This window comes from Clostridium sp. Marseille-P3244 (genome assembly GCF_900120155.1).
Taxonomy (GTDB): Bacteria; Bacillota; Clostridia; order Lachnospirales; family Lachnospiraceae; genus Mediterraneibacter.
Map to the genome: position 1 here is coordinate 2,083,773 of NZ_LT635549.1, position 26,484 is coordinate 2,110,256.

Genomic DNA, 26,484 nt, shown 5'->3' on the forward strand with positions numbered 1-26,484 from the left:
TGATTTTGAAAAATATAAAACTGCATTATGACCTGAAGGATTATCGCTTCAGCCTCATCATACCTGTTGTAATACTTTCAGTTATAGGTATATTTATGGTGAGAAGTGCCAGACCGGATCTGGTGAACCGGCAGATCATGGGAGTGATCCTGGGAGTGGCGGCAATGGCCGTGATCTCCCTGATCGATTATAACTGGGTGTTAAATCTGTACTGGCCCCTTTATATCCTGAACCTGCTTTTGCTGGCAGCTATCTGGATACCGGGCATCGGCGTGGAAGCAAACGGAGCCCGCCGCTGGCTGAATTTAGGAATCACCCAGCTTCAGCCCTCTGATCTTACAAAGATTTTGATGATCCTGTTTTTTGCCAGATTTTTATCCGACAGAGAGAAAAAGATCAACAGCCCTAAATTGATCTTGCAGGCTGTCGCACTGATCCTTCCCTCACTCATAATGATATATAAACAGCCGAATCTTTCCACCACGATATGCATTGCAGGTCTTTTCTGCGCGCTTATGTTCCTGGGAGGCTTAAGCTACAAATTTATCGGAACCGTGCTTGCCGTGGCGGTGCCGGCTGTTATTCTCTTCCTGGTGATCGCGGTGCAGCCGAATCAGCCGTTCCTGCATGATTATCAGCAGGGAAGGATCCTGGCATGGCTGGATCCGGAGAAATACGCGGATGATGAGTCGTACCAGCAGCTTAACTCAGTTATGGCTATCGGTTCCGGACAGCTGTCAGGAAAAGGTTATAATAACGATGAAACAACATCCGTCAAAAACGGAAATTTTGTCTCGGAGCCCCAGACAGATTTTATTTTCGCGATCATAGGTGAAGAATTAGGATTTGTGGGTTGTTGTGTCGTCATATTTTTGCTATTATTAATTGTAATAGATTGTATTTTGATCGGCTTGAGAGCAAAAGATACAGGAGGGCGCATTATCTGCGGCGGAGTTGCCGCGCTGATAGGAATACAAAGTTTTATCAATATCGGCGTGGCTACATTGATCCTTCCCAACACGGGGCTGTCGCTTCCCTTCGTAAGTTATGGACTGACTTCCGTTGTATGTTTTTTTATGGGGATCGGGTTCGTACTAAATGTCGGTCTGCAGCCTAACAAATATCAGTAAGGAGAGGGACAGTTATGAATATCGGACTGGTCGCACATGATGCGAAGAAGAAACTCATGCAGAATTTTTGCATTGCGTATCGCGGAATACTCAGTAAGCATGAGTTGTACGCGACAGAGACGACAGGGACTCTTGTCGAAAGTGTAACAAATTTAAATATCCACAAGTTTCTTCCGGGTCATCTTGGGGGAAAGCAGCAGCTTGGCGCTCAGATCGAACACAACAATATCGACCTGCTTATTTTCTTCCGGGATCCTCTTTCTCCCCGTTCCCATGAGCCGGATGTGAATGACATAGTAAAACTGTGTGACATCTACAATATACCGATCGCCACCAATATCGCTACTGCCGAGGTGCTTATTCTGGCTCTGGACAGAGGGGATCTGGACTGGAGAGAGATGTATAAATAGGACAGAACATAGGTATGGAGAGCATGAAGCAAAGAAGACGAAAAAGACAGAAGAATGGGACCAGGATCGCCGCGGTTCTGATTTGTCTTGTACTTATTGCCGGCGCCGGTGTTACAGCGGGGCTTCTTATCCTGGCACAGTCCCGGGACTACGCAAAAGAGCATGAGGCATCTGTATATAACCGGAGTTTGTATCAGGGAAACCTGTTCGCCGCGGATCTGTGTGTCACATCGGAGGAAGTTTCTCTTGAAGGATTTCAGGCTGAGTCCATATCTGCTGCGGGGCTATTTGATCTTGGACAGAAAAACGTACTTTGTGGGGACGGGATTTTTGATCGTGTTTATCCCGCCAGTACGACGAAGAGCATGACGGCGTATCTTGCGCTGAAATATGGAAATCTAGACGATACTGTGACAGTCAGCGCTCATGCCACGGATTTCAACTGGGACGAATCAGTTGCCGGACTCCAGACAGGTGACACACTTACTTTATATGATCTGATATGCGGTCTGATGATTCAGTCAGGCAATGATTGCGGGACAGCTATAGCGGAATACATCTCCGGAAGCGAAGAGGCTTTTGCCGAGCTGATGAACCAGGAGGCAGCCGCTCTGGGTGCCACTGGGACCCATTTCGTGAATCCTCATGGTCTTCATGACGATAACCATTATACGACGGCTTATGATCTGTATTTGATGTTTAACGCATGCCTGAAAGACCAGCGTTTTATAGATATTATATCTTTCGATTCGTACACAGCATCCATTACGGGAGCAGACGGCACCGTCCGTGCCGTGACATGGAATCCTACCAATTATTATTCAGCCGGGATCACGACACCTCCGGAAGGCATTCATGTGATCGGAGGCAAGACCGGGACTACGGACCAGGCAGGAAACTGTGTCGTCCTGTATGAGGAAGACAGCAGTGGAAATCCGTACATTTCTGTTATGATGGGGGCGCCGGACAAGTCTGTATTATATGAAGAAATGAACCTTCTCCTGGCAGCCGGGATCACAGGATAAACATAAAACTTAAGCCGCACGTAGAAACGTGCGGCTTAATTATCTTTATTCTGACATACTTCTGATTCGTCCGTACAGACTGATAAGATACAGGCCGCACAGACCTACGATCGTATAGATGATCCTTGACAGCCAGCTCAGGTTTCCGAAAAGAAATGCCACGAGGTCAAATCTGAAGATGCCGACGAGAAGCCAGTTGATGGCGCCTATGATCACGATCGTCAAAGCCGTATTGTCAAACCATTTCATGTGATTTCCTCCTTTACCATGTCAATATTTTTATTATTTCCTTAAAAACTGGAAATATACATCAGAAAATGATATACTGATTAAGTTATAAATTTCAGGAGGTGCAGTCTGATCTTGGCATCGCGGAAAAAGAAATCGATCAGTATTAAAAAATACCGTAACAGAAGAGAACTGAATTTGGGAATATTTCTTTTTGCCATTGTTTTTGTCTACCTTATTATTACAATTGTCATGTACTTTACCGGTGACAGGATATCTGTCTATGAAGTCAGAGAAGGCAGCATCGTAAGAGATAATTCATATACAGGTCTGATTATCCGGCAGGAGACAGCGGTAAACGCAGAAGCGGATGGATATATAAGCTATTATCAGAACGAAAACAGTAAGGTGAGGGCAGGCACTAATATTTATGCACTTTCTCCCCAGAAACTGGAGACAGAGAGCAGCAAAGAAGAGACGGTCTCCGGAACACTGAGTCCAGAAGCAGAATCCGCAATGGTGCTCCAGATTCAGAATTTTAATGAAAATTATAGCGCTAATAATTTTTCGGCTGTCTATTCTCTGAAAAATGAAATTTCATCCACTCTTCAGAATGCTTTCAGCGATACGAAAATGAATCAGTTAGATGAGATTATTGCGTCCAGCGGACAGGACGTTTCATCCTACGCGACATCACAGGACGGGGTCGTGGCATTTACAGTAGATGGATTGGAATCTCTGACAAAGGATTCTTTTACGGCACAGAATTTTGATCGTTCAGAATATGAAAGTACGGTTCTGGCGGATCAGATGCAGATTTCTGCCGGGGATCCCGTTTACCGTCTGATCACAGATGAAGACTGGTCTGTCATTGTACAGCTTGACAGGGAGACAGCAGAAGAACTTAAGGCAGATGAGGTCAGCAGTATCCGGGTAAGGATCGATAAAGACAGTGAAACTCTCTGGGCAGATTTTTCCATAATCGAAAAAGACGGGGATTATTATGGATGTCTTGACTTCGACAATTCTATGATACGCTATGCGGAAGAACGGTTCTTAAACGTGGAACTGATTCTGGAAGATGAAAGCGGGCTGAAGATACCAAAATCATCTGTTGTGGAAGAAAAGTTTTACATCATACCTCAGGATTATATCACAACAGGAGGAAACAGCACATCAGATGGCGTGATGGTCCAGGACAATAATGGAAATGTTACCTTTACGCAGGTGGACATTTATGATATTTCAGAAGAGGGAGAAGCTTTTATAAGCAGGGATGACCTGGCTGAGGGAACCGAGATCGTGAAACCAGAATCATCCGAGACATATACGATCGGAAAAACGAAGACGCTGGAAGGTGTTTATAATATCAACAAAGGGTACGCCGTATTTAAAAAGGTAACTATTCTCTGTGAGAATGATGAATATTATATCATTCAGGAGGGAGAGGATTACGGACTGTACAATTACGATCACATTGTGCAGGAGGGATCCAGCGTAGGGCCGGACGAAGTCGTATTTCAATAGAAGGGAGCGATTTGTGATATGTTGAAAGAGAATCTGGAAGAGGTAGAAGAAAGGATACAGGCAGCCTGTCGTCGTGCCGGAAGAAGCCGCGGGGAAGTTACACTGATCGCTGTCAGCAAGACAAAACCTGCGGAGATGATAAAAGAAGCGTACGATCTTGGCATCCACACATTTGGTGAAAATAAGGTACAGGAGATCAGAGATAAATATGAGATCCTTCCAAAAGACATTGAATGGCATATGATCGGTCATCTTCAGACAAACAAGGTAAAATATATTATAGATAAAGTAAAACTTATTCATTCGGTGGATTCTCTGAAGCTGCTTAATACAGTGGAAAAGGAAGCGGAAAAACACGGACTGACAGCAGATATCCTTCTGGAGGTCAACGTGGCGGAAGAGGATACAAAATTCGGTTTAAAGGCTGAGGAGGTCTTCCCACTTGCAGAGAGGGCTGCGGCGCTTCCGCATGTCTGTCTGCGCGGTCTGATGACAGTTGCTCCTTTTGTTGAAAATCCAGAAAAAAACAGAACAATTTTCGCAAATTTACATAAATTATATGTTGACATTAAAGAAAAAAACATTGATAATGGTACTGTGAGCATACTTTCGATGGGAATGACCAATGACTATGAAGTTGCGATCGAAGAGGGAGCTACCATGGTCCGCATAGGGACTGGTATCTTTGGGGCCAGGGACTACAGCACACGGTAAGGTAGAGTGCCCGAACGGGAGTATAAAATAATAAAATTGTGCGGGGATATAAAGCACAAGAAGGAGTGTAAAAATGGGTGTATTTGATAAGTTTCTGGACATCATGAAACTGAACGACGATTATGATGACGACGACTTTTATGATGATGATGAGTATTTTGAAGATGAGGAATATGAAGAAAAACCCCATCGTCGTTCTCTGTTCGGAAAGAAAAATACAAAAGAAGATGATTATGAAGACTTCGATATGGAGGAAAAGAAGTTTCAGCCTTCAGCGGGCAATAAAATAACGCCGATGAGACAACCGGCGGCCAGAAAAAGTGGAAATATGGAAGTCTGCGTGGTTAAGCCGACTTCTGTGGATGATTCCAGAGAAATTACAGAAACATTGCTGTCAGGACGAACAGTGATCCTCAATCTGGAAGGAATGGATCTTGAGATCGCGCAGCGGATCATAGATTTTGTATCCGGCGCCACATTCGCCATCAGCGGAAACCTCCAGAAGATTTCCAATTATATCTTTCTTGTGACACCTACAAATGTGGATATTTCCGGGGATCTTCAGGATCTTCTGGGAGGCTCCATGGAAACACCGAGTGTCAGGGGACGGTTCTGACCTGATATGCAGAAGATGAACAAAGAGAAAGATGTCCGGCTTCTGGAAAAGCGTTTTACGGAACTTTCCAGGATCGCGTATCAGCGTGATATTATAACATATTCCGATTTTCTGGATCTGTATGAACAGAATATTTTACATACGCTGCCAAAAGATCTGTTATCTTCAAGATATATATCTTTTGGCGGCTATGATATGGCAGAGCGTCAGATGGCGGCATTCATCCCTGATGCTCTTTATTTACGTTACAGGAACGATCAGCCTTCTTTCGATACTTTGGATTATCCCTTTGATGTCCTTAAGATTTCTCCTCTGAACCGGAAATTTTCAGATCGGCTCTGTCACAGAGATTATCTGGGGGCAGTTTTAAATCTCGGGATCGAACGATGTAAGATCGGTGATATCCTTGCAGACGGAACTGATGCGCTGATTTTCGTCCATCGGGATTTAAAACAGCTGGTTTGTGAAGAGTTAGTAAGGGTACGTCATACGTCTGTCGTGACCTCCCAGATCGATCCCGGGGAGATCAATCTTTCTCCTGAATACAGAGAGATCAGAGGAACAGTGGCTTCTGTCCGTCTCGACAGTCTTCTGGGGCTGGCATTTTCTACTTCCCGTTCCCGAATGACCGGCCTGGTGGAAAGCGCTAAGGTTTATGTCAACGGCAGACTGGTCACAAGCAACGGGTATCAGCTTTCCGAAGGAGATGTGATCTCCGTACGGGGGATGGGAAAATTCCGATATGCGGAAGAAGGTTCCTGTACAAAAAAGAACAGGATCAGTGTCATAGTTCATCGATATGTTTAGAATGTTCAATGAAAAGAAAGGTATCAGTAAAAATGACGGGACATAAGAATACTTCCTCAACCATAAACCTGCTCAAAGTGTATGGACCGGCTTTTTCCGGATTTGTGGCAGCTCTTTTTTTTGATCAGTTTACAAAATATCTTGCAGTTTTCTGTCTTAAAGACAAACCCGCCCGCCCGGTTATAGACGGAGTCTTTGAATTCCGATACCTGGAAAACAGAGGCGCTGCTTTCGGCATAATGCAGAATAAACAGTACATTTTTGTGGCAGGAGCGGTCCTGATCTGTATTGTTCTTCTTATTCTTTATCGCAGAATCCCCCCGGCAAAAAAATATATTCCGCTGCGTATATGCGCAGTTCTCCTGGCTGCGGGCGCGGCCGGGAATATGATTGACCGCATAAGATTTGACTATGTGATCGATTTCCTGTATTTTCGCCTGATTGATTTCCCGATTTTTAATGTGGCCGACTGTTATGTGGTGATATCCTGTATTGTGTTTGCGCTGCTTATATTGTTTTATTACAGAGATGAAGATGACTTTTCTTTTTTAAGAAAGAAAAATGGGCAGGAAGGAAAGAAGAAGCAAGATGGATAAAATGGACGAATTTAGGATTACAGTGTCCTTAAGCGGCGAGAGGATCGACAGATTTCTGAGCAGAGAACTCAGCAGCCTTTCGCGTTCCTATATCCAGAAATTGCTGAAAGAGGAACACATCCATGTTAATGGAAGTCCTGTTCGGGCAAATTACAAGATCACTGAAGGCGATGAGATACAGATCTGTGTGCCTGAGCCGGAAACGATGGATATTCTGCCGGAGGATATTCCCCTTGACATTCTGTATGAAGACGAGGATATCCTGATCGTTAATAAACCCAAGAATATGGTAGTGCATCCCTCGCCGGGACATTACAGTCATACACTGGTTAACGCCGTATTATATCATTGTAAAGGGGAGCTTTCAGGGATCAACGGAGTTCTGCGGCCGGGGATCGTTCACCGTATTGATATGGACACCACCGGTTCCCTGATGATCTGCAAAAATGACAGATCTCATCAGATCCTTGCTCAGGAACTGAAAGAACATTCGATCACGAGACGCTATCATGCTATCGTCTGCGGAAATATAAAAGAAGATGCAGGGACTGTGAACGCGCCCATAGGAAGACATCCGGTTGACAGGAAGAAAATGAGCACAAAGACAGCCAATGGAAGAAACGCAGTCACGCATTATCAGGTCCTGGAGCGGTTCGGAGACTATACTTATATTGAGTGCTCTCTCGAGACCGGCCGGACTCATCAGATCCGCGTCCATATGGCAAGTATCGGGCATCCGGTGCTGGGTGATAAAGTATATGGACCTTCCAGGTGTCCGTTTCATCTGGAGGGGCAGACGCTCCACGCAAAGATCCTGGGGTTTCGGCATCCATCCACCGGAGAATATATGGAATTCGACGCGCCCCTGCCTGAATATTTTACGGACCTTCTGGATACACTTCGGAAAAGATATCATTCCGGAAGATGATTTCTTTTAATAAAATGAGAATTATACGTTGTAATCATTAAGAATTTTAGCTATAATAGTCATATAAAATGTGATTGAGCAATTGTTTTTTATGCAAAATCACAGTTATATAAAATTAATTTGTTTGAGGCAAAGGAGTGAGACTGTTATGAAAACAAATACGATTATTACTATCGGAAGAGAATTTGGCAGCGCCGGAAGAGAAATCGGTTATAAAGTCGCGGAAGCTTTCGATATCAGGCTGTATGACAAAGAGCTGCTTGCCCGTGCGGCCAAAGAGAGCGGTATCTGTGAAGAAATATTCGAATCTCATGATGAAAAACCTACAAACAGTTTCCTGTATTCTCTTGTAATGGATACATATTCCATGGGTTACTCGGGAAATACATACACGGATATGCCAATCAATCATAAAGTCTTTCTTGCCCAGTTCGACGCGATTAAAAAAATCGCGGATGAGGGCCCCTGTATCCTGGTCGGGCGGTGTGCGGATTACGCTCTGGAATCTTACAAGAATGTAGTCAGTGTATTTATCCATGCAGATCTGAACGCCAGGATCCGCCGGATCGCCCGGATCTATGACCTGACGGACGCAAAAGCAAAGGAAATGATCCTTAAAACTGATAAAAAGAGAGCCAGCTATTATAACTATTACACAAATAAAAAATGGTCAGAGGCAGAAAGCTATGAACTCTGTCTGACCAGTTCCGAGCTTGGCATCGAAGGGACAGCCAAGGCCATTATAGATTATGTAAAGCTAAAAGAGAGTATCAAAAGAGAGGACCGGAAAATCTGAGAATATTTATCGTGATCGGGGGATACGCTCCGGCCATCCGGAGATATTCCCGGTCACGATGGCGTGAAACATCCTTTCCCGGACTCCGGGATGTTCGATGTTGAGCTTTTTCAGTAATTCTTTGGCATACTCTCGTTTTGTGTAGCCATCTACGGGACATTTGCTCTTTACTACCGGTAGATCATATTTGTTTTTAAATCCGATCACATCCATTTCGTCGACAAACATCAGGGGACGAATCACTGTCAGATCCATGCGGTCCAGATAGGTGCGGGGGGAGAAAGAGTGAAAACGGCCCTCGAAGATCAGGGAAAGCAGCATCGTCTCTATGATATCATCTTTATGGTGAGCATAAGCCACCTTATTACAGCCCATTTCTTTTACAGCCTGATTCAGCGCGCCTTTACGCATTTTAGCACAGAGGGAACACGGATTACTCTCTTTGCGCACATGAAAAAGAATCTCATAAATGTCAGAATCCACGATCCTGTAGGGGATTTCCAGTTCACGGCATAGTTTTTCGATAGGAGTCAGATCAAAATTCTCAAACCCAAGGTCCACGGTTATGGCACTGAGTTCAAATTTTTCGGGATAGAAACGCTTCAGACCATGAAGGGCATAAAGAAGCGTCAAACTGTCTTTTCCTCCGGAAATGCCGACAGCAATATGGTCTCCCTCCTGAATCATGCCATATTCATCCACGGCTTTTCGTGTATAGCTCAACAAACGCTGTAAATCCATTATATTTTAAGTCCTTTCGTATTCTTTTTACAATGTATCAAATTTCCCTCAGCCTGACGGCATCAGCGGCTTTTTTCCGCCGGTTTTCGTCAATGGCGGCATAATGTTTCTTTGTTGTATTTACGTCTTTATGGCCAAGCACATCTGCCACAAGATAAATGTCGCCGGTCTCTTTGTAAAGGGATGTACCATAGGTACTTCGAAGTTTATGTGGCGTTATTTTTTTATTCGGAGTGATCCGGCGGGCATATTTCCTGACCATATTTTCAACAGCCTGTACCCCCATGCGTTTTCGCTGCGTAGAGAGGAAAAGAGCATTTTCATGTCCGGGCAGTGGGAGAGTGGTCTTTCTGGTCGTATACAGATAGCTCTTTAATGCCTGTTCCACTTCGTCTCCAAAATAGACCACCATCTCATTTCCGCCCTTACGAGTCACCTTGATCCCATTATTCTTAAAATCTACGTCCTGGATATCAAGGCCGACACACTCGGAAACTCGGATCCCGGTGCCCAGCATAAGGGTCAGGATCGCAAGATCGCGGGTCTTAGTCTTTTCAAAATAAGCCCTCCGCTGACCGGTAAGATCATCTCCTCCATGATCCACATAATCAAGCAGTTTTGCCACTTCGTCGGTATCAAGACGTATAATTGCCTTTTCATGGAGCTTCGGCATATCTACAAGAAGCGTAGGATTCTTCGATATAGCCTGCCGTTTATAGAAATAACCGTAAAAGCTGCGGAGAGCAGACATTTTGCGCGCCAGTCCTTTCTCAGTATTCGTAATCTGACGATCGTCACTGTGATATACTTTTAAATACTCCTGATATTCTTCAATATCCACCGGTTCCAGACGCTCAAGGTCAGAAAGAGAAAACTGATCTATCGTGTAATCCTTATAGACCGGATTCTTCTCCATTAAAAAATGAAAAAATACCCTTATATCATATGCATAAGAAATGCGGGTCCTGGCTGATGTCGTGGGTTCAATGGCCCTGAAATAATCTCTGGCGAAAGCCGGCAGCGTCTTCAGGATGGACCGCAGACGCAAAGTATTGTCAATATATTTTTGTTCATGATAAGTTTTCGTATCAGTTGTTCCCATAACTGTTTACCTCTTGAGATTCTCGACAGATTCAAAATTCCCGGATACTTAAAAAGTATAACATATTATGGATTTTCTGTCCATATCTTTTGGAAAAATCAGTATTTGTCGTATAGATTAATCTGTATATAGGACAGGCCAGAATATGCTCTCCTTCATTAGATAAGACATATTCTGGCCTGTCCGGGAGTATATATATCAATACATGGGTGTATATTGATATCAATTACTGTATGCGATGATCAGATTTTGTCCGGCCTGTATGTTATCTGTTGTAAGTCCGTTCATATCTTTAAGGACTTCTACATAAACGGCTGTGGAATCATATCCGGAAGGCATTGTGTCCTCTGCAATATCCCACAATGTATCTCCGGGCTGTATCTCAACACTTTTGTAATATGTATAGGCCGTTTCAGCTCTGTTCTCATGCGCATAAACAAAAAATGTACTGAAAGTCAGGCACACACAAAGAATCACAAAAAATCCGGCAGCTATCCTCCGAGTACGCTTTTGAGTCTTATGTTTTGCGGCGGACCTTCTCTTTTCTTCATTTGTTTTTTTCATGATCTTTTCTCCCCTTTTCGGAATAGCGTTCCGTTTATCCGGAATAATCTTTTCTTTCCTGAGTTAATTCCCGTATTTCCCGCATCCGGTAAATAAAAAATGTGATCGTATACAAGTATGCATTACACAGAACATGTATTCGCCAGAACAATTGTTCTATATTTGCCATTATACAGCACGAACGTTTGTTTGTCAACAAAGAAATCGAACATATTTTCGCAACAAGTGTTTGCTTTTTTTGCAATCCTGTGCTATCATTAACACAGAATAATTATCGGAGGAAATTATGGCACAGGGTAAGATCAGTAAGAAGCAACAGGAAATACTGGAATATATTAAGATGCAGATCCTTCAAAGAGGATTTCCGCCTGCTGTCCGGGAAATATGTGAAGCGGTGAATCTTAAGTCCACCTCTTCTGTCCACTCCCACCTTGAGACACTGGAGAAGAATGGATATATCCGTCGGGATCCGACGAAACCGAGAGCGATTGAGATCCTGGATGATACATTTAATCTGATGCGCCGGGAAATGGTCAATGTACCTGTCATCGGTCAGGTCGCCGCAGGAGAACCGATTCTCGCGCAGGAAAATATTGAAGATTACCTTCCTCTCCCGATGGAACATCTGCCGAACAAACAGACCTTTCTTTTAAAAGTAAAAGGGGAAAGTATGATCAACGCAGGCATATTGGACGGGGACTTGGTCCTTGTGGAGGAGGCCGATACAGCCGGCAACGGAGACATGGTTGTGGCGCTGATCGAGGACGGGGCTACTGTTAAGACTTTTTATAAGGAAGAAGGAGTGTTCCGTCTTCAGCCGGAGAATGATTTTATGGACCCTATCATCGTAAAAGATGTTTCCATATTAGGCAAGGTAATCGGGGTCTTACGATTTTTTAAATAAGATATGAATTTTCAAAATAAGATATGAAGCGCGGCATTGTTGGATGTATGACGCAAAAGGAACCGGGTATATTCCGTAAAAGAGAATATACCCGGTTCCTTTTGCGTCAGTCCTTTTGCAATTCTTCCGGACTTATATCTTTGCCGTCTTTCCAGATTCTCTCCAGATCATAAAAGAGACGGTTTTCTTTATCAAATACATGTACAATCACATCTCCAAAATCAAGAAGCACCCAGCTGCCGGATGACTGACCTTCCCTCTGGCGCAGATGATATCCTGATCTGTGCAGCTGCTCTTCCACATTATCTACAAGAGCGGTTACCTGACTTTCACTGTTTCCATTCGCTATGATGAAGTAATCGGCAAGCACAGAAATGCCTGTAATATCGATGATCTTTATATCTTCGCCTTTTTTGTCGCAAAGCGCGTCATAGGCAATGCGCGCCATATTTTTTGACTGATCCATTTTTCCCTCCTGAATCTTTTTTGTTTTTCTCAGAGTTTACCGGTACTCCCCTATTTTTTATAAAACTCATAAGTTCTGACTGTCATAGGATCAACAGGCCTTCCGATATCGTTTAAATATTTTACAGTTCCCAGAGCAGACAAGTATACTGCCCTGTCGATATCCTTAAATACAATCCCGCGTATTTCCCGAAGACCGGGGATCTCTTTCCTGTTTGGTTCGATATAGTCCGCGATATAGATGATCTTTTCCAAAAGACTCATTTCCGGGCGGCCGGTAGTATGATACAGGATAGCCCCCAGAATTTCCGGATCTTTTATCCCATATTCATGTTCCGCAAGGTAAGCTCCCAGTTTTGCGTGGATAAGCGCAGGCATCTCCCGTTCAGAACCCGTCAGAGGGATCTGATGATTTTCACAAAACCGGAGTTGCTCTTTTGGGGAACAGTATTTCCCACTGTCATGAAGCAGCCCGGATGTCAAGGCACTTTGAATATCGGCGCCATAGCACATGGCAAGTGCCGATGCTGTATACATAACACCTGTAGTGTGCTCACAACGGTCCTTTTTTAATTTTTGAAACAGGTCTTTACGGATTTCTGATAATTTTTCTGTCATAACTGTCCTGTTCGCCTCACTTCTCACTTCCCGTCCCGGTTTTGGGGGTATTTTTGTAAAGATGATGTTTTTTAATATATTCTTCCACAGTTTCCGGTACCATGTAGCGCAGACTGAGACCTTTTTCTGCCCTTTTCCTGATCGTGGTCGAAGAAATCTCCACAAGAGGAGCCTGGAGCAGTTCGATCCGGGCCTGATACTTTTTATACAGATATCGGATATGCTCTTTCATAGCATCCGCGTTTTTGTCATCCCGCATGGCCGCAAGGATCGTGCAGGTGGGAAATATCTCGCGGAAATATTTCCATTCTTCAATAGAAAACAGAGAATCCGCACCCAGGATAAAGTAAAATTCATCCTCCGGACAGAGCCTGTTGAATTCCTGCATGGTACGATATGTGTAGGAATGACGTTCCACATCCGCCTCATACAGATTCACACGAAAATAGGGCACATCTTCTATTGCAAGTTTTACCATTTCTATCCTGTGCTGAAGCGCTTTTTTTGTATCGTCGGTTTCCTTATGAGGTGGGTTCCCATTGGGAAGATACCAGATTTCATTCAGTCCGAAATCCTCATAGGCAAATTCTCCAAGAAGAAGGTGACCGATGTGGATCGGATCAAATGTCCCGCCCATTACACCTATTTTCATATAAATCTCCATTCCGCCGCCTTTCAGTTGGCGGCACAAATAGTAATGAAAGTTTCGACTTCCTCTGTCTTTTGCTTTATATTGAAAGCGAGAAGCTATACTACAAAGCACGGGAGGAGGAGTCGTAAAAACTCCCTCGTTTTAGACAGCATGTAAATCAGTGTAAGTTCCACCTTGCAAGCACAAATAAGTGGCTCTGTTAGACCGTACACTAAGAATTGTTTTAACTCTTGTTAAATGTGTGGTGGTTCAGTCAATGGCTTCTCTCTATTTTTCAGAAAGGAGCTTTTGTCTATGAAAGTTGTTTATCAAACCTGCTGTGGCGTCGATGTCCACAAATCTTTTCTCGTTGCCACCATCATCAAAACTACTTCCGGAGTTCAGCCTTCTTATCAGAAGAAACGCTTCTCCACCTTCAACAACTCCATTCTTGAGTTTAAAAAGTGGCTGTTGGATAATTCCTGCCGTGATGTCTGTATGGAATCTACCGGTAAATATTGGATTCCTGTGTTTAACCTTCTGGAAGACGAATTAAACGTCACTATCGCCAACCCCAAATGGGTCAAAGCTGTCAAAGGGAACAAGGATGATACCAAGGATTCCAAATGGATTGGGGATCTGTTCAGACTGGGGCTTGTGCCGGGAAGTTACATACCGTGTAAACCCATCCGTATTCTCAGAGAGTTTACGAGATACCGGTATAAACTGACTTCCTGCAGGAGCAGTGAGAAAAATCGGTTTCAGAATGCGCTTACCGTCTGTAATGTCGCATTAGATTCGGTTGTTTCCGATATTTTCGGGAAATCAGCCACCTCTGTGATTGATTACCTTCTCGAACAGTCCGACAATTCCATCAACCACGAAGAAATATCCTCCAGACTGCTTCGTTCGCTTAAGAAGAAGTCCGAGAGTGTCATTGAGTCCATCGAAGGTTATCAGATGACTGACGCCCAAAAATATCGCATGCGCCTCGTCCACGCACACATGGATTATATCACATCCACGATTTCAGATATAGACTCTATGATTGATTCGTTGGTTGAACCTTATGAAAATGCTGTCCAGTTACTGTGTACCCTCCCCGGAGTAGACCGCAGCAGCGCGATCACGATTATCTCTGAGATTGGTACGGATATGACACAGTTTTCAAACTCCAAACGTTTATGCTGCTGGGCTGGCCTGACTCCCGGTAATCATGAGTCAGCCGGTAAGAAGAAATCTGTCCGGATTACACGTGCCGGCGTCTACCTTAAACCTGCATTGGTACAAGTTGCCCATGCAGCCGTGAAATCCAACAAATCTCCTTATTACAAAGCCAAATATGAACACATCATGAAACGTCGGGGTAAGAAGCGTGCCATTATTGCGGTCGCCCGGATGATCCTCACGGCTATCTACCATATGCTGTCTACAGGAGAAGCCTGGAATCCAACCGACCTTTACCAGATTGATATGCCTGAGCCTCTGAAAAACAAACAGAAGGAAAAGGCTGTCAAACAGGCTATGAAACTTTTAATTGCTGAGGGACTTATAAAAGAGTCGCAGCTTGTTTCTTAGCGTATTTCAACAAAATCAACCCTGTTTCAAATGGCTATTTTTCAATAGCTTGTTTCAGTGCGCCATTTTTCGGCTGTTCTCTACTTTCTTTCACACTAAACTCCTTTAATCCTGATCATTCTTTTTCGGTGGCTGACTCTATTATACTTTTATAATGGGAGATTGATCTTCTTCTTTTCATCTTTTCCCTCTTTGTACAGAATGATCTTTTTTCCGATGATCTGGACGATCTGTGAACGGGTGCGCTCGGATATGATCTCGGCCAGTTCCCTGGGATCATCGGCACAGTTCTTTAAAACACTGATCTTGATCAGTTCCCTGGCATCCAGAGCTTCCGAAATCGCCTGAGTCAGTCCCGGTGTCATGCTGGATTTCCCGATCTGAAAGATCGGCTCCATGGTCATGGCAAGACTTTTCAGATAGGCCCTTTGTTTTGTTGTCATTTCTCTTTTCTCCTTCTTCTGAGTACACTGACCGGATGATCCTCATCCTGCCAGATTTATTTTCCTGTCAGAGCTTCCTGTGTTTTACTTGTAATAGTCAAACTGAAGGCCATACATCTTCACAGTATCCCCCTCCTGGATCCCTTTTGACTCGAGCTCGTCCAGTATTCCTGTCTCTTTTAAGAATCTCTGGAAGAAAGCGAACCCTTTTTCTGAATCCAGGTTTGTATATCCAAGCATTTTCTCGATCTTTGGTCCTTCAACGACATACATGCCCTCTTCCACTTCCACTGTATACGGAAGTTCTTCATAGATAAGCTCATCTTCCGGAAAATATTCCTGTTCAAAGATTACCGGGGGCGTCTTAATCTCCTCCAGACACGAACTTACATAATAAAGCAGATCGGATATCCCTTTCCCTGTTGCACCGGAAATGGGAAAAACACGAATTCCCTGAGGCTCAAATTCTTTTTTCAGTCGCTCTACCGGATCCGTCTCTGGTTCGTAGATAAGATCTGTCTTATTTGCGGCGATGACCTGTGGACGCTGCGCGATTTCAGGATTGTAGGCTTTCAGTTCTTCATTGATCTTATAGATGTCATCCACCGGATCCCGTCCCTCTGTACCGGCTGCATCTACTACATGGATCATAAGCTTTGTTCTTTCAATATGGCGGAGAAATTCATGACCAAGACCGATCCCTTCGGATGCGCCCTCTATCAGTCCCGGGATATCCGCCATAACAAATCCCTTGGCTCCGTCCAGATCTACCACTCCAAGATTTGGGTTCAGTGTCGTGAAGTGATAATTGGCGATCTTTGGCTCCGCATTTGTCACCCGGGAAAGGAGTGTTGACTTCCCCACGTTAGGGAACCCGATCAACCCCACATCGGCAATGACTTTTAATTCCAGGTTTACTTCCAGCTCACGAGCAGGCTGTCCCGGCTGTGCATATTTGGGTACCTGCATGGTGGCAGTGGCGAAATGCTGATTGCCAAGTCCGCCTTTTCCGCCTTTCAGTATGACCTGTCTGCGATTTTCACCGGACATATCAGCGATCACTTTCCCTGTGACGGATTCTTTGATCACGGTTCCTTCCGGAACATAGAGGATTAGATCTTTTCCGTCTTTTCCGTGACATCTCCGTTTCCCTCCGGGTTCTCCGTCTCCGGCGGCATATTTTCTTCTGTGGCGATAGTCGGCCAGAGTGTTCAGTCCGTCATCCACCTCGAAGATCAGATCTCCACCCCGTCCGCCGTCCCCGCCATCGGGTCCGCCATTGGGGACATAGAGCTCTCTTCGGAAACTGCAGTGCCCGTCTCCGCCTTTTCCGGAACGGATATATATTTTTGCTCTGTCTGCAAACATAATCTCTCCCTGCCTTAACGGCCTTTCCTTTCTGATGATCCATCAGATGATTTGTCAGTTACAAAAGCCCCAGACTTTTGTCTGGGGCTGTATCTGCCTGTCATGCGAGCGAAAAGTTCCGGCCGGACTTTTCTGTCCGATTATTCGGCTGCCGGATAGATAGAAACCTGTTTCTTATCTCTTCCTTTTCTTTCATATCTCACAACTCCATCTACAAGAGCAAACAGAGTATCATCTCCGCCGCGTCCTACATTCACGCCCGGATGGATCTTTGTTCCGCGCTGCCTGTAGAGGATGTTTCCAGCCTTGACAAACTGTCCGTCAGCTCTCTTGGCACCCAGTCTCTTGGACTCGGAATCACGACCGTTCTTTGTGGAGCCGACTCCTTTTTTATGAGCAAAAAACTGAAGATTCATTTTCATCATGGTACTTACACCTCCTTGAAAATAATATCAATGTATGATTCATATTCACTGCCGTCTTCTATTTCTTCCAGTCCGAGGACCATGGAATCTAGGAGCAGCGAGGCATCATGGGACGGGATCTGTTCAAAACGGAAAATAATCTCACCGTTGTCCTCATCCGTTACACAGCTGGTCTTATCACCGGTAAAATGCTCAACAGAGTTCACCGTATTGATGACCAGCGCAGAGACAGCGGCACATACGATATCTCTGCCGGAATCGTTGTACCCTGCGTGTCCGGACACGTCGAATCCTGTGTATTCATGTCGCCTGTTTTTGTAAATCGTTACTTTGATCATACAGATAATACTTATGCGTTGATCTTGTCGATCTTAACAGCTGTATACTGCTGTCTGTGCCCGTTTTTCTTGTGGTATCCGGTTTTTCTCTTATACTTGTAAACAACAACTTTCTTCGCTTTCCCGTCACCGACTACAGAAGCGGTTACGGTTGCGCCTTCGACAGTCGGGGTTCCGACTACCAGCTTGTCATTGTTTACTGCAAGCACCTGGTCAAATGTATAAGTTGCTCCGGCCTCAGCACCAAGCTTTTCCACCTTGATGATATCGCCTTCTGCTACTTTGTACTGTTTACCACCTGTTGCAATAATCGCGTACATATGGCACCTCCTATTATCATTACTCGCCAATTACGGTGTCCATGTCGTATATGGAACTTAAAAACCTCATTGTGCGGCATACTGGTATAGTATAACATACTGCTTTTCATCAAGTCAATAGGAGCTGTCGCTTTTTTTCAGCTTTTCATAGCAATATTCGATGATACTCCTGCGTGTAATGATTCCGATGAACTTTTTCTGGTCGTCCACAACAGGGACAAAATTCTGGTTCATTGCTTTCTGGATCAGATCCTCCATATCTGAATCGGCAGATACCGCTTTATAATCTGCCTTCCTGGGAAAATCACGGATAAAAATAGTTTCCGCTTCCCGCAGGTTCAGATTGGTATATCGCTTGATTCCCCAGAGAAGATCTCCCTCTGTAATGGTTCCTACATATTCTCCGTTTTTATTCAGCATGGGGATGGAGGCATACTTATGATATTCCATTGTCTCCAGAACCTGCCGCAGAGTCCCGTGATCATAAACAAACGCGACTTCATTTTTTGGCTTTAAAAAAAATAAGATATTCATACAGCTCTTTCCTTAAATCTGTGTGAGGACAAAAATTTCATACAATGCCCGTATGGCATTTTTGAAATCTTCGTGCTTTACGCCCACAATGATATTCAGCTCACTGGAACCCTGATCGATCATCTTAACATTGATATGGGCATGGGCCAGTGCGGAAAAAATCCTGCCGGCAGTACCCCGGGTGGATTTCATGCCCCGCCCTACGACAGCGATCAGCGCCAGACCGGACTCCAGCTCCACATGATCCGGAGACACCGCTCTGTGGATGTCTGAAAGTATTTTCTGTTCTTTGTCCTCAAAACCTTCTTTATTTACAAAGATTGTCATTGTGTCAATGCCGGAAGGCATATGCTCGATGGACACTCCGTTGTCTTCGAAAACCTGCAGTACCTTGCGGCAGAATCCGATCTCAGAGTTCATCATGGCTTTTTCAATCGTGATAGAGACAAATCCGTCTGTTCCGGCAATCCCTGTAATGGTGTACCTGGGCTGACGGCAGGTTCCCTCTACGATCAAAGTTCCCTTGTCCTGGGGAGCGTTGGTGTTCCGGATATTGATGGGAATCCCGGCTTTCCGTACCGGGAAGATCGCGTCTTCATGAAGGACGCTGGCACCCATATAGGAAAGCTCTCGAAGTTCTTTGTATGTGATCGTTTCAATGGACTTCGGATTCTTCACGATCCTAGGATCTGCGATCAGAAATCCGGATACATCCGTCCAGTTTTCATACAGGTCCGCATGAATGGCCAGAGCTACGAGAGAACCTGTGATATCGGAGCCGCCCCGGGAAAATGTCACGATCGTCCCGTCTTCTTTTGCCCCGTAAAATCCAGGAATCACCGCATTTTCTTTCTCCTTCAGACATTCTCCCAGAAGCTGGTTGGTCACTTCGTCATTAAAGGTTCCGTCGTCGTTAAAACGGACCGCTTTCGCGGCATCAACAAATTCATAACCAAGATACGCGGCCATGATCTTGCTGTTTAAGAATTCTCCTCTGGAAGCAGCATAATCTCTTCCGCTTCCCGCGCGGAAATTCTCTGCGATATCCTCGAACTCACTGTCCAATGAAAAATCGAGGTTCAGTCCATTGATAATTTCCTGATATCTCTGATGTATTTCCTTTAGCTGTCCGGAAAAATCCTCACCTCTGACAGCTGTTTCGTAACAGGCATAAAGCATATCCGTCACTTTCGTGTCGTCTGGGCAGCGTTTTCCGGGCGCGGACGGGACCACATACAGTCTGCTGTCATCCTCATGGATAATGGACCCTACTTTTTTAAACTGTTCCGCGTTTGCCAGAGAGCTTCCCCCGAACTTCACTACTTTTTTCATTTTTATTTTTCCTCCAATCTGTGACACACTCTCGGTACAATATTATAACTCCGCTCCGGAGTCTTGTAAATGAAAATCTTCTTGTTCATAAAGAGATTTCCGTACTTTTTTCCGGGTAATCTCCACAAGTCCAAGCGCAGTCATGTCCACAAGTGAGGTCTGGATCGGATCCTTCCCGAGACAGGAACGGAATTCCTGTAAAAGCCGGCGGGTATTTTCTTCAGAGCTCAGATTGATGAAATCAACAAGAATGATCCCGGAAAGGTTGCGCAGACGGATCTGTCTGGCCGCTTCTCTTGCGGCTTCCAGATTGACTTTAAGCGCTCCTTCTTCACTGCCGGCCTTGGAAACCGTCTTTCCGGAATTCACGTCAATAACAGTCAGAGCCTCCGTGGGCTGGATGACAAGGTACCCTCCTGTTTTGAGCCACACCCGTTCTTTCAGTGCTCTTTCAAGGATGGTTTTTGTACTGTAGAGCTTATCCATCGGGTAAAAAGGATCGTCATACAGATTCAGAAATTGCAGTTTATCTTTTTGTTCTCTTTCAAAATAATCATGTATTCTTGTATACAATTCTCTGTCTTCTACCAGGATTTCCTTCATTCCTTCCATGTACACATTCCTCAGATCGGAAATATAAGAAGGGGGAGCTGATTTCAGACAGGAAAAGCAAGTGCGCAAGGGAGCTGTCTTTTTAAGAGATTCATATTCTGCCTTCAGACAGTTGATTTCATCCATCACTTCAGAAAGGGGAACGTCTTTTGCATTCGTACGGATAATAAGGCCGAAACAGTCATTTTTATAGCCACACAGCTTTTCTTTATATTCCTCCCGCAGGGATTTGGAAATCTTGGAGGATACACCGATCCTGGTATTTCCGTGAGTAAGCACAGCGTATCTTCCGGGAAAACTGATATTTCCCGTTACTGTGGGAGCCTTTGTCTTTACTGCTTCACGACTGATCTGTACTACCAGTTCGTCTCCGATGCAGAGAGGTTTTTTCCCTGATTTGTGTGTAAAGACCGCTTTCTCAGAATTTTTTATATCCAGATAGCAGGTTACTCCATTTCCGATGTCGATAAAGGCTGCTCCGATATTATGGACAATATTCTTTACTTTTCCGATATAGATATCTCCCAGCCTGCAGACTTCCGTGTTCCTCTCATCTGACGGTGCACTGTGGATCTCAACCACCTCTCCGTCTTCCAGGAAATATGTACGTATCCGGCCTTCTCTTTTTTCAATCAGGATCTTGCGCTCCATCTTCAGTACTCCTTTACCAGCACCATCTCTTCTCCTAAAGATTCCAGGGTGACAAGAGTTTTCTTATCCTCTTCCGATTTGCGGTACGCATACATTTCCAGCCTGTGACAGGCAAAAACAGCGGTATCTTCCGGAATGCCACATCGGGAAAGAAATGTGTCCATAACAAGCTCCGGTTTTAAATTTACTGAACTTCCGGCCGCCAGCTGAAGATAAATGTCATCTCCTTGGAATGCCCATTGAAAAATCTGCGGGCGAATATCTACTTCCCGTTCACTGCGCTTGGTCTGTTTCAGGACACGGATCTCCTGAGCGGACATAAAATCTTCAAATCTCTTTTTCCAGTCATCCGGCAGGGATCCGTTTTTTAAAGAAACGAGATAATCCGCGGCGGAAAGAATCGTCATCCCGGTCATTTTCTTTTCATCGGAAATCCGGCGCAGGCTGAGAACCTGAATTCCCTCCACACATTCTGCGTTCATCCGTTTAACCGCTTCCAGACTGTCCACAGGGGACGTCAGCTCAATATCCAGATATTCCCCGTCGCTGGATAAACCGATTCCCAGAGGACTGGCAAAGGACATAATCATATGGGGACTGTATCCGCCGGTGAATGCGATGGGAATGTCCGAACGCCGCATCAGTTTCTGGAAAAAGCGCATGACGTCCAGATGCCCGATGAAACGCAGCGGTCCGTATTTCCTGAACTTAATCCTAGCCTTCATAGCACACTCCTCCTCCGAATGAAACTGCGCCGCAGCCTGAACACTGCTCTCTGCAGTTGGGCGTGACTTCTCCCTTCATTGCTTTCTCCCACTCCCGGTACAGAAAGTTTCGGCTTACTCCGATATCGATAAAATCCCAGGGGAAAATCTCGTCTGGCTCTCTCTGCCTCTGATTATAAAATCCAATATCCACTCCGGTAGTTTCAAATGCCTTCATCCACAGATCATTGTCAAAGCACTCTGTCCATGAGTCAAACAGACAGCCCAGGCGATAGGCTTCCTCAATGACTCGTCCGACTCTCCGGTCTCCTCTGGCCATCACGCCTTCCAGAACCGTTGTCTGAGCATCATGCCAGTTATATCTGAGGCTCTTTCGGTTCAGCTGTTGCTGAAATTCATCCTTTACGATGGACGCCCTTCTGGTATATTCATCCGCCGGATACATGGTTGCCCATTGAAAAGGCGTGAACGGTTTCGGGACAAAGAAAGAAGAACTTGCCGTAATCTGGCATTTCCCGTTTCTCTGCTCTTTCGGGATTTCATAGTATTTTCGCGCCACCCGGTCAGACAGTCTGGCAATCTCACGCATATCGTCCTCTGTCTCTGTGGGAAGGCCCAGCATGAAATACAGCTTTACTTTGTTCCAGCCGCCTTCGAATGCCTGTCCCGCCCCTTCCAGGATATCATCCTCTGTCAGGCCCTTATTTATCACATTTCGCATCCTCTGGGAGCCGGCTTCCGGCGCAAAGGTCAGGCTGCTCTTCCGGATGTCCTGGACCCGGCTCATGACATCGAGAGAGAAGGCGTCAATGCGCAGGGATGGAAGGGAGATATTAATCCCTTTGTCTTTAAATTCATCAATAAGAAACGTGACCAGTTCTTTCAAAGAGGAGTAGTCACTGGAACTTAGAGAGCTTAGGGAAATCTCCTCATGTCCGGTAGTTTTCAACATGGTACGGGCATATTCTTTCAGTTTTTCCACATCCCGCTCTCTTGTGGGCCGGTAGATCATCCCCGCCTGACAGAAACGGCAGCCACGGATACACCCACGCTGAATTTCCAAGACCACACGATCCTGAGTTGCTTTAATAAATGGAACCACAGGCTTCATTGGATAGGGACTGTCCGTCACATCCATAACGACCTGCTTCTTTACCGTGTGGGGCGCTTTCTTATTGTTTGGCGTAAAGGCCTTAAGTGTGCCGTCTGCATGATAGGCCACGTCATAGAACCGGGGCACATAAAGCCCATCGATCTGTGCCGCGCTTTCCAGGAACTCGGTTCTGGTTTTTCCTGAACTTTTCCATTCTTTATAGACATCGAGAAGCTGATCATAGACAGTTTCTCCCTCGCCAATATAGAAAATATCGAAAAATGCCGCCAGCGGCTCCGGATTATAAGTACAGGGACCGCCTCCGATCACGATAGGGTCGTTTTCCGTACGTTGGGAAGCATAGAGAGGGATCTGGCTCAGATCCAGAATCTGAAGAATATTGGTATAACACATCTCAAACTGGATCGTAATGCCGAGGAAATCAAACTCCCGGACCGGATCCTGAGATTCCAGAGCAAACAGAGGAATCTTCTTCGTCCTCATTATCTGATCCAGATCCGTCCAAGGAGAATACACCCTCTCACACCATACATCCTCTCTGCGGTTGAACATATCATACAGAATCTGGATACCCAGATGGGACATGCCGATCTCATAGACATCCGGAAAGCACATGGCAAAACGGATATCCACTTTCCCTTTGCCTTTCATTACAGAGTTTACCTCTCCGCCGATATACCGGGCGGGCTTCTCGATATTCAATAAAATTTCATCGTTCAAAGCTAATTTTCTCATTTATAAGCACCTTATCATCGGAGACATTAAGTTTACAACTGTTAATGAATATAAAGCTTAAATGAGAAAAAGTCAACATTGGAATCAGCATAAGGTTCTATAGTTTTTTCCAAGCTTCAATGACTGTATCTATATCAAAATCTCTTTCTATCTGTTCTACAATGGACGTACTGTTTACCTTTGCCACACCTGCATTATTCTGATCCATATATACGAAACAGATAAAACACAGGATTCCAATCACCAGACGGAAATAAAAACTTCCTCCGTTTCGATCCGGCTCTTCGGCAGAGTCTTTATATAGATCGTGATAGATTCTGCCATACCTGGGATGTATGGCCGGAATCTCTCTTCGGTCGTCATACAGCTTACGGGTCTGTCTGAGGAGTTCCCTGCGGCGCATTTCCGAATCATTCATGGACATTTCTTCCTTTCCTCATATGACAATCAGCCTTTCCTCTGCTCCTGTCCGCTGGTTTACCAACTTTCACAGAAAGCGGAACAGGAACATAAGGTATTGTCAGTTACAATATCCTATGTCCCTGTCATATTTGTTAGAACCGTACTCCGTCCGGGTGCACATTTCCTTTTCTTTTGGATTTCTTTCCATTCTCTGTCATCTGTCAGCCAGTTCTTCCGTGATATCCTCCCACGTCACACCCCGCTCTACCATAAGGACCATGGCGTGATAGAGGAAATCCGCAATTTCATATTTTACTTCTTCCGGATTTGGATTTTTTGCCGCAATGACGATCTCCGTGGCTTCTTCTCCCACCTTTTTCAGGATCTTGTCCAGACCTTTGTCAAACAGATAATTGGTATAGGAACCTTCCTTCGGATTCTGCCTGCGGTCCAGGATGGTATCATATACGGACTCAAAAATCTGTAATGGGCTTTTTACATCATAATCTGTTCCTACGATCGTCGTATAGAAACAGGAACGGTTGCCTGTATGACACGCAGCGCCTACCTGTTCTACTTTGGCCAGGAGCGTGTCTCTGTCGCAGTCCGCGGAGAGGGACCTGACATACTGAAAATGCCCCGACGTCTCGCCTTTAACCCACAGACATTTCCTGCTCCTGCTGTAGTAGGTCATGCGGCCTGTTTTGACTGTATTTTCAAAGGCATCCTCATTCATATAAGCCATCATCAGCACTTCGCTTGTTTTATAGTCCTGCACGATGACCGGAATCAGACCGTTTTCGTTCAGTTTAAACTCTGAAAAATCCATCATACTCTCAAAGGAAGTCATCTGGATGCCCGCATCTGTACATACATTTTTAAAAGCATTGAAATCCATGTCCAGACTGCTGATGAACATACCGGACACTCCCTTAACGCCGTCTGATTTCAGGATACGAAGGATCTCACTTTGTTCCATTGTGTCCGTCAGGACAACACAGGGAACCTCGGTTACGTTCATTACGGAATTCAGATCCAGTCTGTGCATGAACACGATCTCTGTGCTGTACTCTTCGATCAGATGCTGCTGCTTGAAAAGCGCGTCAAAATCATTCAGCGAGACAGCGATACGCTGTTTCCCGAATCTTTTAGACACTTCCTCGATCAGGCTGATGGAAATCTGCTTTGAAAAATTAAGCATCGCCCGTTTTGCCCCGGCGTAGAGCAATTTTTTTACATCTTCGGCCCTTCGTATATTTCCGCCCGCGGTCATGGGAATGCTGATGACCCGGTTGATCTTTTTCATAAGTCCGATGGCTTCCTCATGATCTTCATCTGAACTGGAAAGATCAAAGACGATCAGTTCATCTGCTCCCCGCTCACTGTACTGTTTTGCCAGTGCGATGACATCTTCCGTGATAAGAGTTCTGTCATCGAACCATTTTACTGCCTTCCCGTGATCGATGAAAATGCACGGGGTCAGTCTTTTATAAGTCATATCCTTTCTCCTTTTTCTAGAGTGTACCTTTCGTAGACCATATCCCATTTATCCGGGGTTCTTTCGATACTGCCATATCAAGAGCTTTTCCAAATGCCTTGAACAGGGCTTCCGCCATATGGTGATTGTTCCCATTCTCCAGGATCTTCAGGTGCAGGTTCATTCCGGCGCTGTAGGAAACCGCGTAGAAAAATTCTCTCACCATCTCTGTATCCAGGCCTCCCAGGCTGGGGACCGTAAAATCTGCCTGATATTTCAGATAGGGGCGTCCGGAAAGATCGATGGCGCACAGAGCGAGGGCCTCGTCCATGGGCATGATAAAATAGCCGTACCGAGATATGCCTTCTTTGGCGCCCAGCGCGTCCGCGATAGCCTGGCCGAGGACAATCCCCGTATCTTCTATCGTATGGTGGCTGTCCACCTCTGTATCCCCTTTCACCCGGACATTCAGATCAAACAGTCCATGCCGGGCAAAGCCATCCAGCATATGGTCAAAAAACGGGATCCCGGTATCGATCTGGTTGTCCCCCTGTCCGTCCAGGTTGATCGTAAGGGCGATATCTGTTTCTTTTGTTTTCCTTTTACAAGTTCCGATCCTTTTGTCCAT

At 45.1% G+C, this 26,484-nt stretch carries 32 protein-coding genes and 1 pseudogene; 12 read left to right on the top strand and 21 right to left on the bottom strand.

All coding sequences use genetic code 11. The annotated features are described in order from the left end of the window. Window positions 1-5 precede the first annotated feature (5 nt). The 3 genes from BQ7367_RS11690 to BQ7367_RS11700 are packed head-to-tail and all read left to right on the top strand — an operon-like array spanning window position 6 to window position 2,565. The gene (locus tag BQ7367_RS11690) at window positions 6-1,130 is read left to right on the top strand and encodes an FtsW/RodA/SpoVE family cell cycle protein (RefSeq protein ID WP_442855380.1); all 1,125 of its coding nucleotides are present in this window, start codon (window positions 6-8) and stop codon (window positions 1,128-1,130) included. A 14-nt stretch (window positions 1,131-1,144) separates the two neighbouring features. Then, window positions 1,145-1,540, top strand: a complete 396-nt coding sequence (locus BQ7367_RS11695) for a methylglyoxal synthase (protein WP_072525597.1) — start codon at window positions 1,145-1,147, stop codon at window positions 1,538-1,540. 23 nt (window positions 1,541-1,563) lie between these two features. Beyond that, window positions 1,564-2,565 (top strand): D-alanyl-D-alanine carboxypeptidase family protein, encoded by a 1,002-nt coding sequence (locus BQ7367_RS11700; protein ID WP_442855381.1) that lies wholly within the window; start codon window positions 1,564-1,566, stop codon window positions 2,563-2,565. A 45-nt stretch (window positions 2,566-2,610) separates the two neighbouring features. Here BQ7367_RS11700 and BQ7367_RS11705 read toward each other — a convergent pair whose 3' ends face one another. Then, the gene (locus tag BQ7367_RS11705; protein WP_072525599.1) at window positions 2,611-2,814 is read right to left on the bottom strand and encodes a DUF378 domain-containing protein; all 204 of its coding nucleotides are present in this window, start codon (window positions 2,812-2,814) and stop codon (window positions 2,611-2,613) included. 114 nt (window positions 2,815-2,928) lie between these two features. Between BQ7367_RS11705 and BQ7367_RS11710 the strand changes: the two genes are divergently transcribed. The 7 genes from BQ7367_RS11710 to BQ7367_RS11740 all read left to right on the top strand — a co-directional run bounded on the left by BQ7367_RS11710 (window position 2,929) and on the right by BQ7367_RS11740 (window position 8,777). Continuing rightward, a complete protein-coding gene (locus BQ7367_RS11710) occupies window positions 2,929-4,320 on the top strand; it encodes a biotin/lipoyl attachment domain-containing protein (protein WP_072525600.1) in 1,392 nt (463 codons plus the stop codon). An 18-nt stretch (window positions 4,321-4,338) separates the two neighbouring features. Next, entirely contained in the window at window positions 4,339-5,034 is a 696-nt protein-coding gene (locus BQ7367_RS11715; protein ID WP_072525601.1) for a YggS family pyridoxal phosphate-dependent enzyme, read from the top strand. A gap of 73 nt (window positions 5,035-5,107) precedes the next feature. Then, a complete protein-coding gene (locus BQ7367_RS11720) occupies window positions 5,108-5,650 on the top strand; it encodes a cell division protein SepF (RefSeq protein WP_072525602.1) in 543 nt (180 codons plus the stop codon). A 6-nt stretch (window positions 5,651-5,656) separates the two neighbouring features. Further along, a complete protein-coding gene (locus tag BQ7367_RS11725; RefSeq protein ID WP_072525603.1) occupies window positions 5,657-6,457 on the top strand; it encodes a YlmH family RNA-binding protein in 801 nt (266 codons plus the stop codon). Window positions 6,458-6,465: 8 nt separating this feature from the next. Further along, a complete protein-coding gene (lspA, locus tag BQ7367_RS11730) occupies window positions 6,466-7,053 on the top strand; it encodes a signal peptidase II (protein WP_235837596.1) in 588 nt (195 codons plus the stop codon). A gap of 1 nt (window position 7,054) precedes the next feature. After that, window positions 7,055-7,981: an RluA family pseudouridine synthase gene (locus tag BQ7367_RS11735; protein WP_072526203.1), complete on the top strand. Its 927-nt coding sequence runs from the start codon at window positions 7,055-7,057 to the stop codon at window positions 7,979-7,981. 148 nt (window positions 7,982-8,129) lie between these two features. Continuing rightward, window positions 8,130-8,777 (top strand): cytidylate kinase-like family protein, encoded by a 648-nt coding sequence (locus tag BQ7367_RS11740; RefSeq protein WP_072525604.1) that lies wholly within the window; start codon window positions 8,130-8,132, stop codon window positions 8,775-8,777. 6 nt (window positions 8,778-8,783) lie between these two features. On the opposite strand, the gene BQ7367_RS11745 is transcribed toward BQ7367_RS11740, so the two are convergent. The 3 genes from BQ7367_RS11745 to BQ7367_RS11755 form a co-directional block, all read right to left on the bottom strand. Then, window positions 8,784-9,518, bottom strand: a complete 735-nt coding sequence (locus BQ7367_RS11745; protein WP_072525605.1) for a tRNA 2-thiocytidine biosynthesis TtcA family protein — start codon at window positions 9,516-9,518, stop codon at window positions 8,784-8,786. Between the two features lie 37 nt (window positions 9,519-9,555). Further along, window positions 9,556-10,620, bottom strand: coding sequence for a tyrosine-type recombinase/integrase (locus BQ7367_RS11750; protein ID WP_072525606.1), 1,065 nt, complete (start codon window positions 10,618-10,620; stop codon window positions 9,556-9,558). A gap of 222 nt (window positions 10,621-10,842) precedes the next feature. Continuing rightward, window positions 10,843-11,184 carry a LysM peptidoglycan-binding domain-containing protein gene (locus BQ7367_RS11755; protein ID WP_072525607.1) on the bottom strand — a complete coding sequence of 114 codons (342 nt, stop codon included), beginning with the start codon at window positions 11,182-11,184 and terminating at the stop codon, window positions 10,843-10,845. Window positions 11,185-11,470: 286 nt separating this feature from the next. Here BQ7367_RS11755 and lexA point away from each other — a divergent pair, with 286 nt between their 5' ends. After that, the gene (gene lexA / locus BQ7367_RS11760) at window positions 11,471-12,088 is read left to right on the top strand and encodes a transcriptional repressor LexA (protein ID WP_072525608.1); all 618 of its coding nucleotides are present in this window, start codon (window positions 11,471-11,473) and stop codon (window positions 12,086-12,088) included. A 106-nt stretch (window positions 12,089-12,194) separates the two neighbouring features. On the opposite strand, the gene rsfS is transcribed toward lexA, so the two are convergent. The 3 genes from rsfS to nadD are packed head-to-tail and all read right to left on the bottom strand — an operon-like array spanning window position 12,195 to window position 13,823. Next, the gene (rsfS, locus tag BQ7367_RS11765; protein WP_072525609.1) at window positions 12,195-12,554 is read right to left on the bottom strand and encodes a ribosome silencing factor; all 360 of its coding nucleotides are present in this window, start codon (window positions 12,552-12,554) and stop codon (window positions 12,195-12,197) included. A gap of 50 nt (window positions 12,555-12,604) precedes the next feature. Next, window positions 12,605-13,171: a bis(5'-nucleosyl)-tetraphosphatase (symmetrical) YqeK gene (yqeK, locus tag BQ7367_RS11770; RefSeq protein ID WP_072525610.1), complete on the bottom strand. Its 567-nt coding sequence runs from the start codon at window positions 13,169-13,171 to the stop codon at window positions 12,605-12,607. Between the two features lie 16 nt (window positions 13,172-13,187). Next, on the bottom strand, window positions 13,188-13,823 hold the full coding sequence (nadD, locus tag BQ7367_RS11775; protein WP_072526205.1) for a nicotinate-nucleotide adenylyltransferase: 636 nt from the start codon (window positions 13,821-13,823) through the stop codon (window positions 13,188-13,190). Between the two features lie 294 nt (window positions 13,824-14,117). Between nadD and BQ7367_RS11780 the strand changes: the two genes are divergently transcribed. Then, window positions 14,118-15,380 carry an IS110 family RNA-guided transposase gene (locus BQ7367_RS11780; protein ID WP_072524512.1) on the top strand — a complete coding sequence of 421 codons (1,263 nt, stop codon included), beginning with the start codon at window positions 14,118-14,120 and terminating at the stop codon, window positions 15,378-15,380. Between the two features lie 149 nt (window positions 15,381-15,529). Here the strand turns inward: BQ7367_RS11780 and yhbY are convergent, their stop codons facing one another. The 14 genes and pseudogenes from yhbY to hisB all read right to left on the bottom strand — a co-directional run bounded on the left by yhbY (window position 15,530) and on the right by hisB (window position 26,484). Continuing rightward, window positions 15,530-15,823, bottom strand: a complete 294-nt coding sequence (yhbY, locus tag BQ7367_RS11785; RefSeq protein WP_072525611.1) for a ribosome assembly RNA-binding protein YhbY — start codon at window positions 15,821-15,823, stop codon at window positions 15,530-15,532. Window positions 15,824-15,907: 84 nt separating this feature from the next. Further along, window positions 15,908-17,191 (bottom strand): GTPase ObgE, encoded by a 1,284-nt coding sequence (gene obgE / locus BQ7367_RS11790; RefSeq protein WP_072525612.1) that lies wholly within the window; start codon window positions 17,189-17,191, stop codon window positions 15,908-15,910. Between the two features lie 140 nt (window positions 17,192-17,331). Continuing rightward, a complete protein-coding gene (gene rpmA, locus BQ7367_RS11795; RefSeq protein ID WP_072525613.1) occupies window positions 17,332-17,616 on the bottom strand; it encodes a 50S ribosomal protein L27 in 285 nt (94 codons plus the stop codon). 5 nt (window positions 17,617-17,621) lie between these two features. Next, on the bottom strand, window positions 17,622-17,954 hold the full coding sequence (locus BQ7367_RS11800) for a ribosomal-processing cysteine protease Prp (RefSeq protein WP_072525614.1): 333 nt from the start codon (window positions 17,952-17,954) through the stop codon (window positions 17,622-17,624). Window positions 17,955-17,965: 11 nt separating this feature from the next. Further along, complete coding sequence (rplU, locus tag BQ7367_RS11805) at window positions 17,966-18,274, bottom strand: 50S ribosomal protein L21 (RefSeq protein WP_072525615.1); 309 nt, start codon at window positions 18,272-18,274, stop codon at window positions 17,966-17,968. A gap of 114 nt (window positions 18,275-18,388) precedes the next feature. Further along, window positions 18,389-18,808, bottom strand: a complete 420-nt coding sequence (locus BQ7367_RS11810) for a CBS domain-containing protein (RefSeq protein WP_072525616.1) — start codon at window positions 18,806-18,808, stop codon at window positions 18,389-18,391. Window positions 18,809-18,820: 12 nt separating this feature from the next. Continuing rightward, window positions 18,821-20,140 (bottom strand): aspartate kinase, encoded by a 1,320-nt coding sequence (locus BQ7367_RS11815; protein WP_072525617.1) that lies wholly within the window; start codon window positions 20,138-20,140, stop codon window positions 18,821-18,823. A gap of 42 nt (window positions 20,141-20,182) precedes the next feature. Then, the gene (locus tag BQ7367_RS11820; protein ID WP_072525618.1) at window positions 20,183-21,403 is read right to left on the bottom strand and encodes a ribonuclease E/G; all 1,221 of its coding nucleotides are present in this window, start codon (window positions 21,401-21,403) and stop codon (window positions 20,183-20,185) included. Window positions 21,404-21,405: 2 nt separating this feature from the next. Continuing rightward, a complete protein-coding gene (locus BQ7367_RS11825; RefSeq protein WP_072525619.1) occupies window positions 21,406-22,128 on the bottom strand; it encodes a TIGR03936 family radical SAM-associated protein in 723 nt (240 codons plus the stop codon). Further along, window positions 22,118-23,977: a TIGR03960 family B12-binding radical SAM protein gene (locus tag BQ7367_RS11830; RefSeq protein WP_072525620.1), complete on the bottom strand. Its 1,860-nt coding sequence runs from the start codon at window positions 23,975-23,977 to the stop codon at window positions 22,118-22,120. The genes BQ7367_RS11825 and BQ7367_RS11830 overlap by 11 nt, the downstream gene beginning before the upstream one ends. A 97-nt stretch (window positions 23,978-24,074) precedes the next feature. Further along, on the bottom strand, window positions 24,075-24,395 hold the full coding sequence (locus BQ7367_RS11835) for a hypothetical protein (RefSeq protein ID WP_072525621.1): 321 nt from the start codon (window positions 24,393-24,395) through the stop codon (window positions 24,075-24,077). A gap of 198 nt (window positions 24,396-24,593) precedes the next feature. Then, entirely contained in the window at window positions 24,594-25,208 is a 615-nt protein-coding gene (gene hisIE, locus BQ7367_RS15020; RefSeq protein WP_442855403.1) for a bifunctional phosphoribosyl-AMP cyclohydrolase/phosphoribosyl-ATP diphosphatase HisIE, read from the bottom strand. Between the two features lie 285 nt (window positions 25,209-25,493). Then, a pseudogene (locus tag BQ7367_RS15025) lies at window positions 25,494-25,925 on the bottom strand (HisA/HisF-related TIM barrel protein); the annotation flags it as partial. Then, window positions 25,894-26,484: an imidazoleglycerol-phosphate dehydratase HisB gene (gene hisB, locus BQ7367_RS11845; RefSeq protein ID WP_200786735.1), complete on the bottom strand. Its 591-nt coding sequence runs from the start codon at window positions 26,482-26,484 to the stop codon at window positions 25,894-25,896. The gene hisB and the pseudogene BQ7367_RS15025, both read right to left, overlap by 32 nt.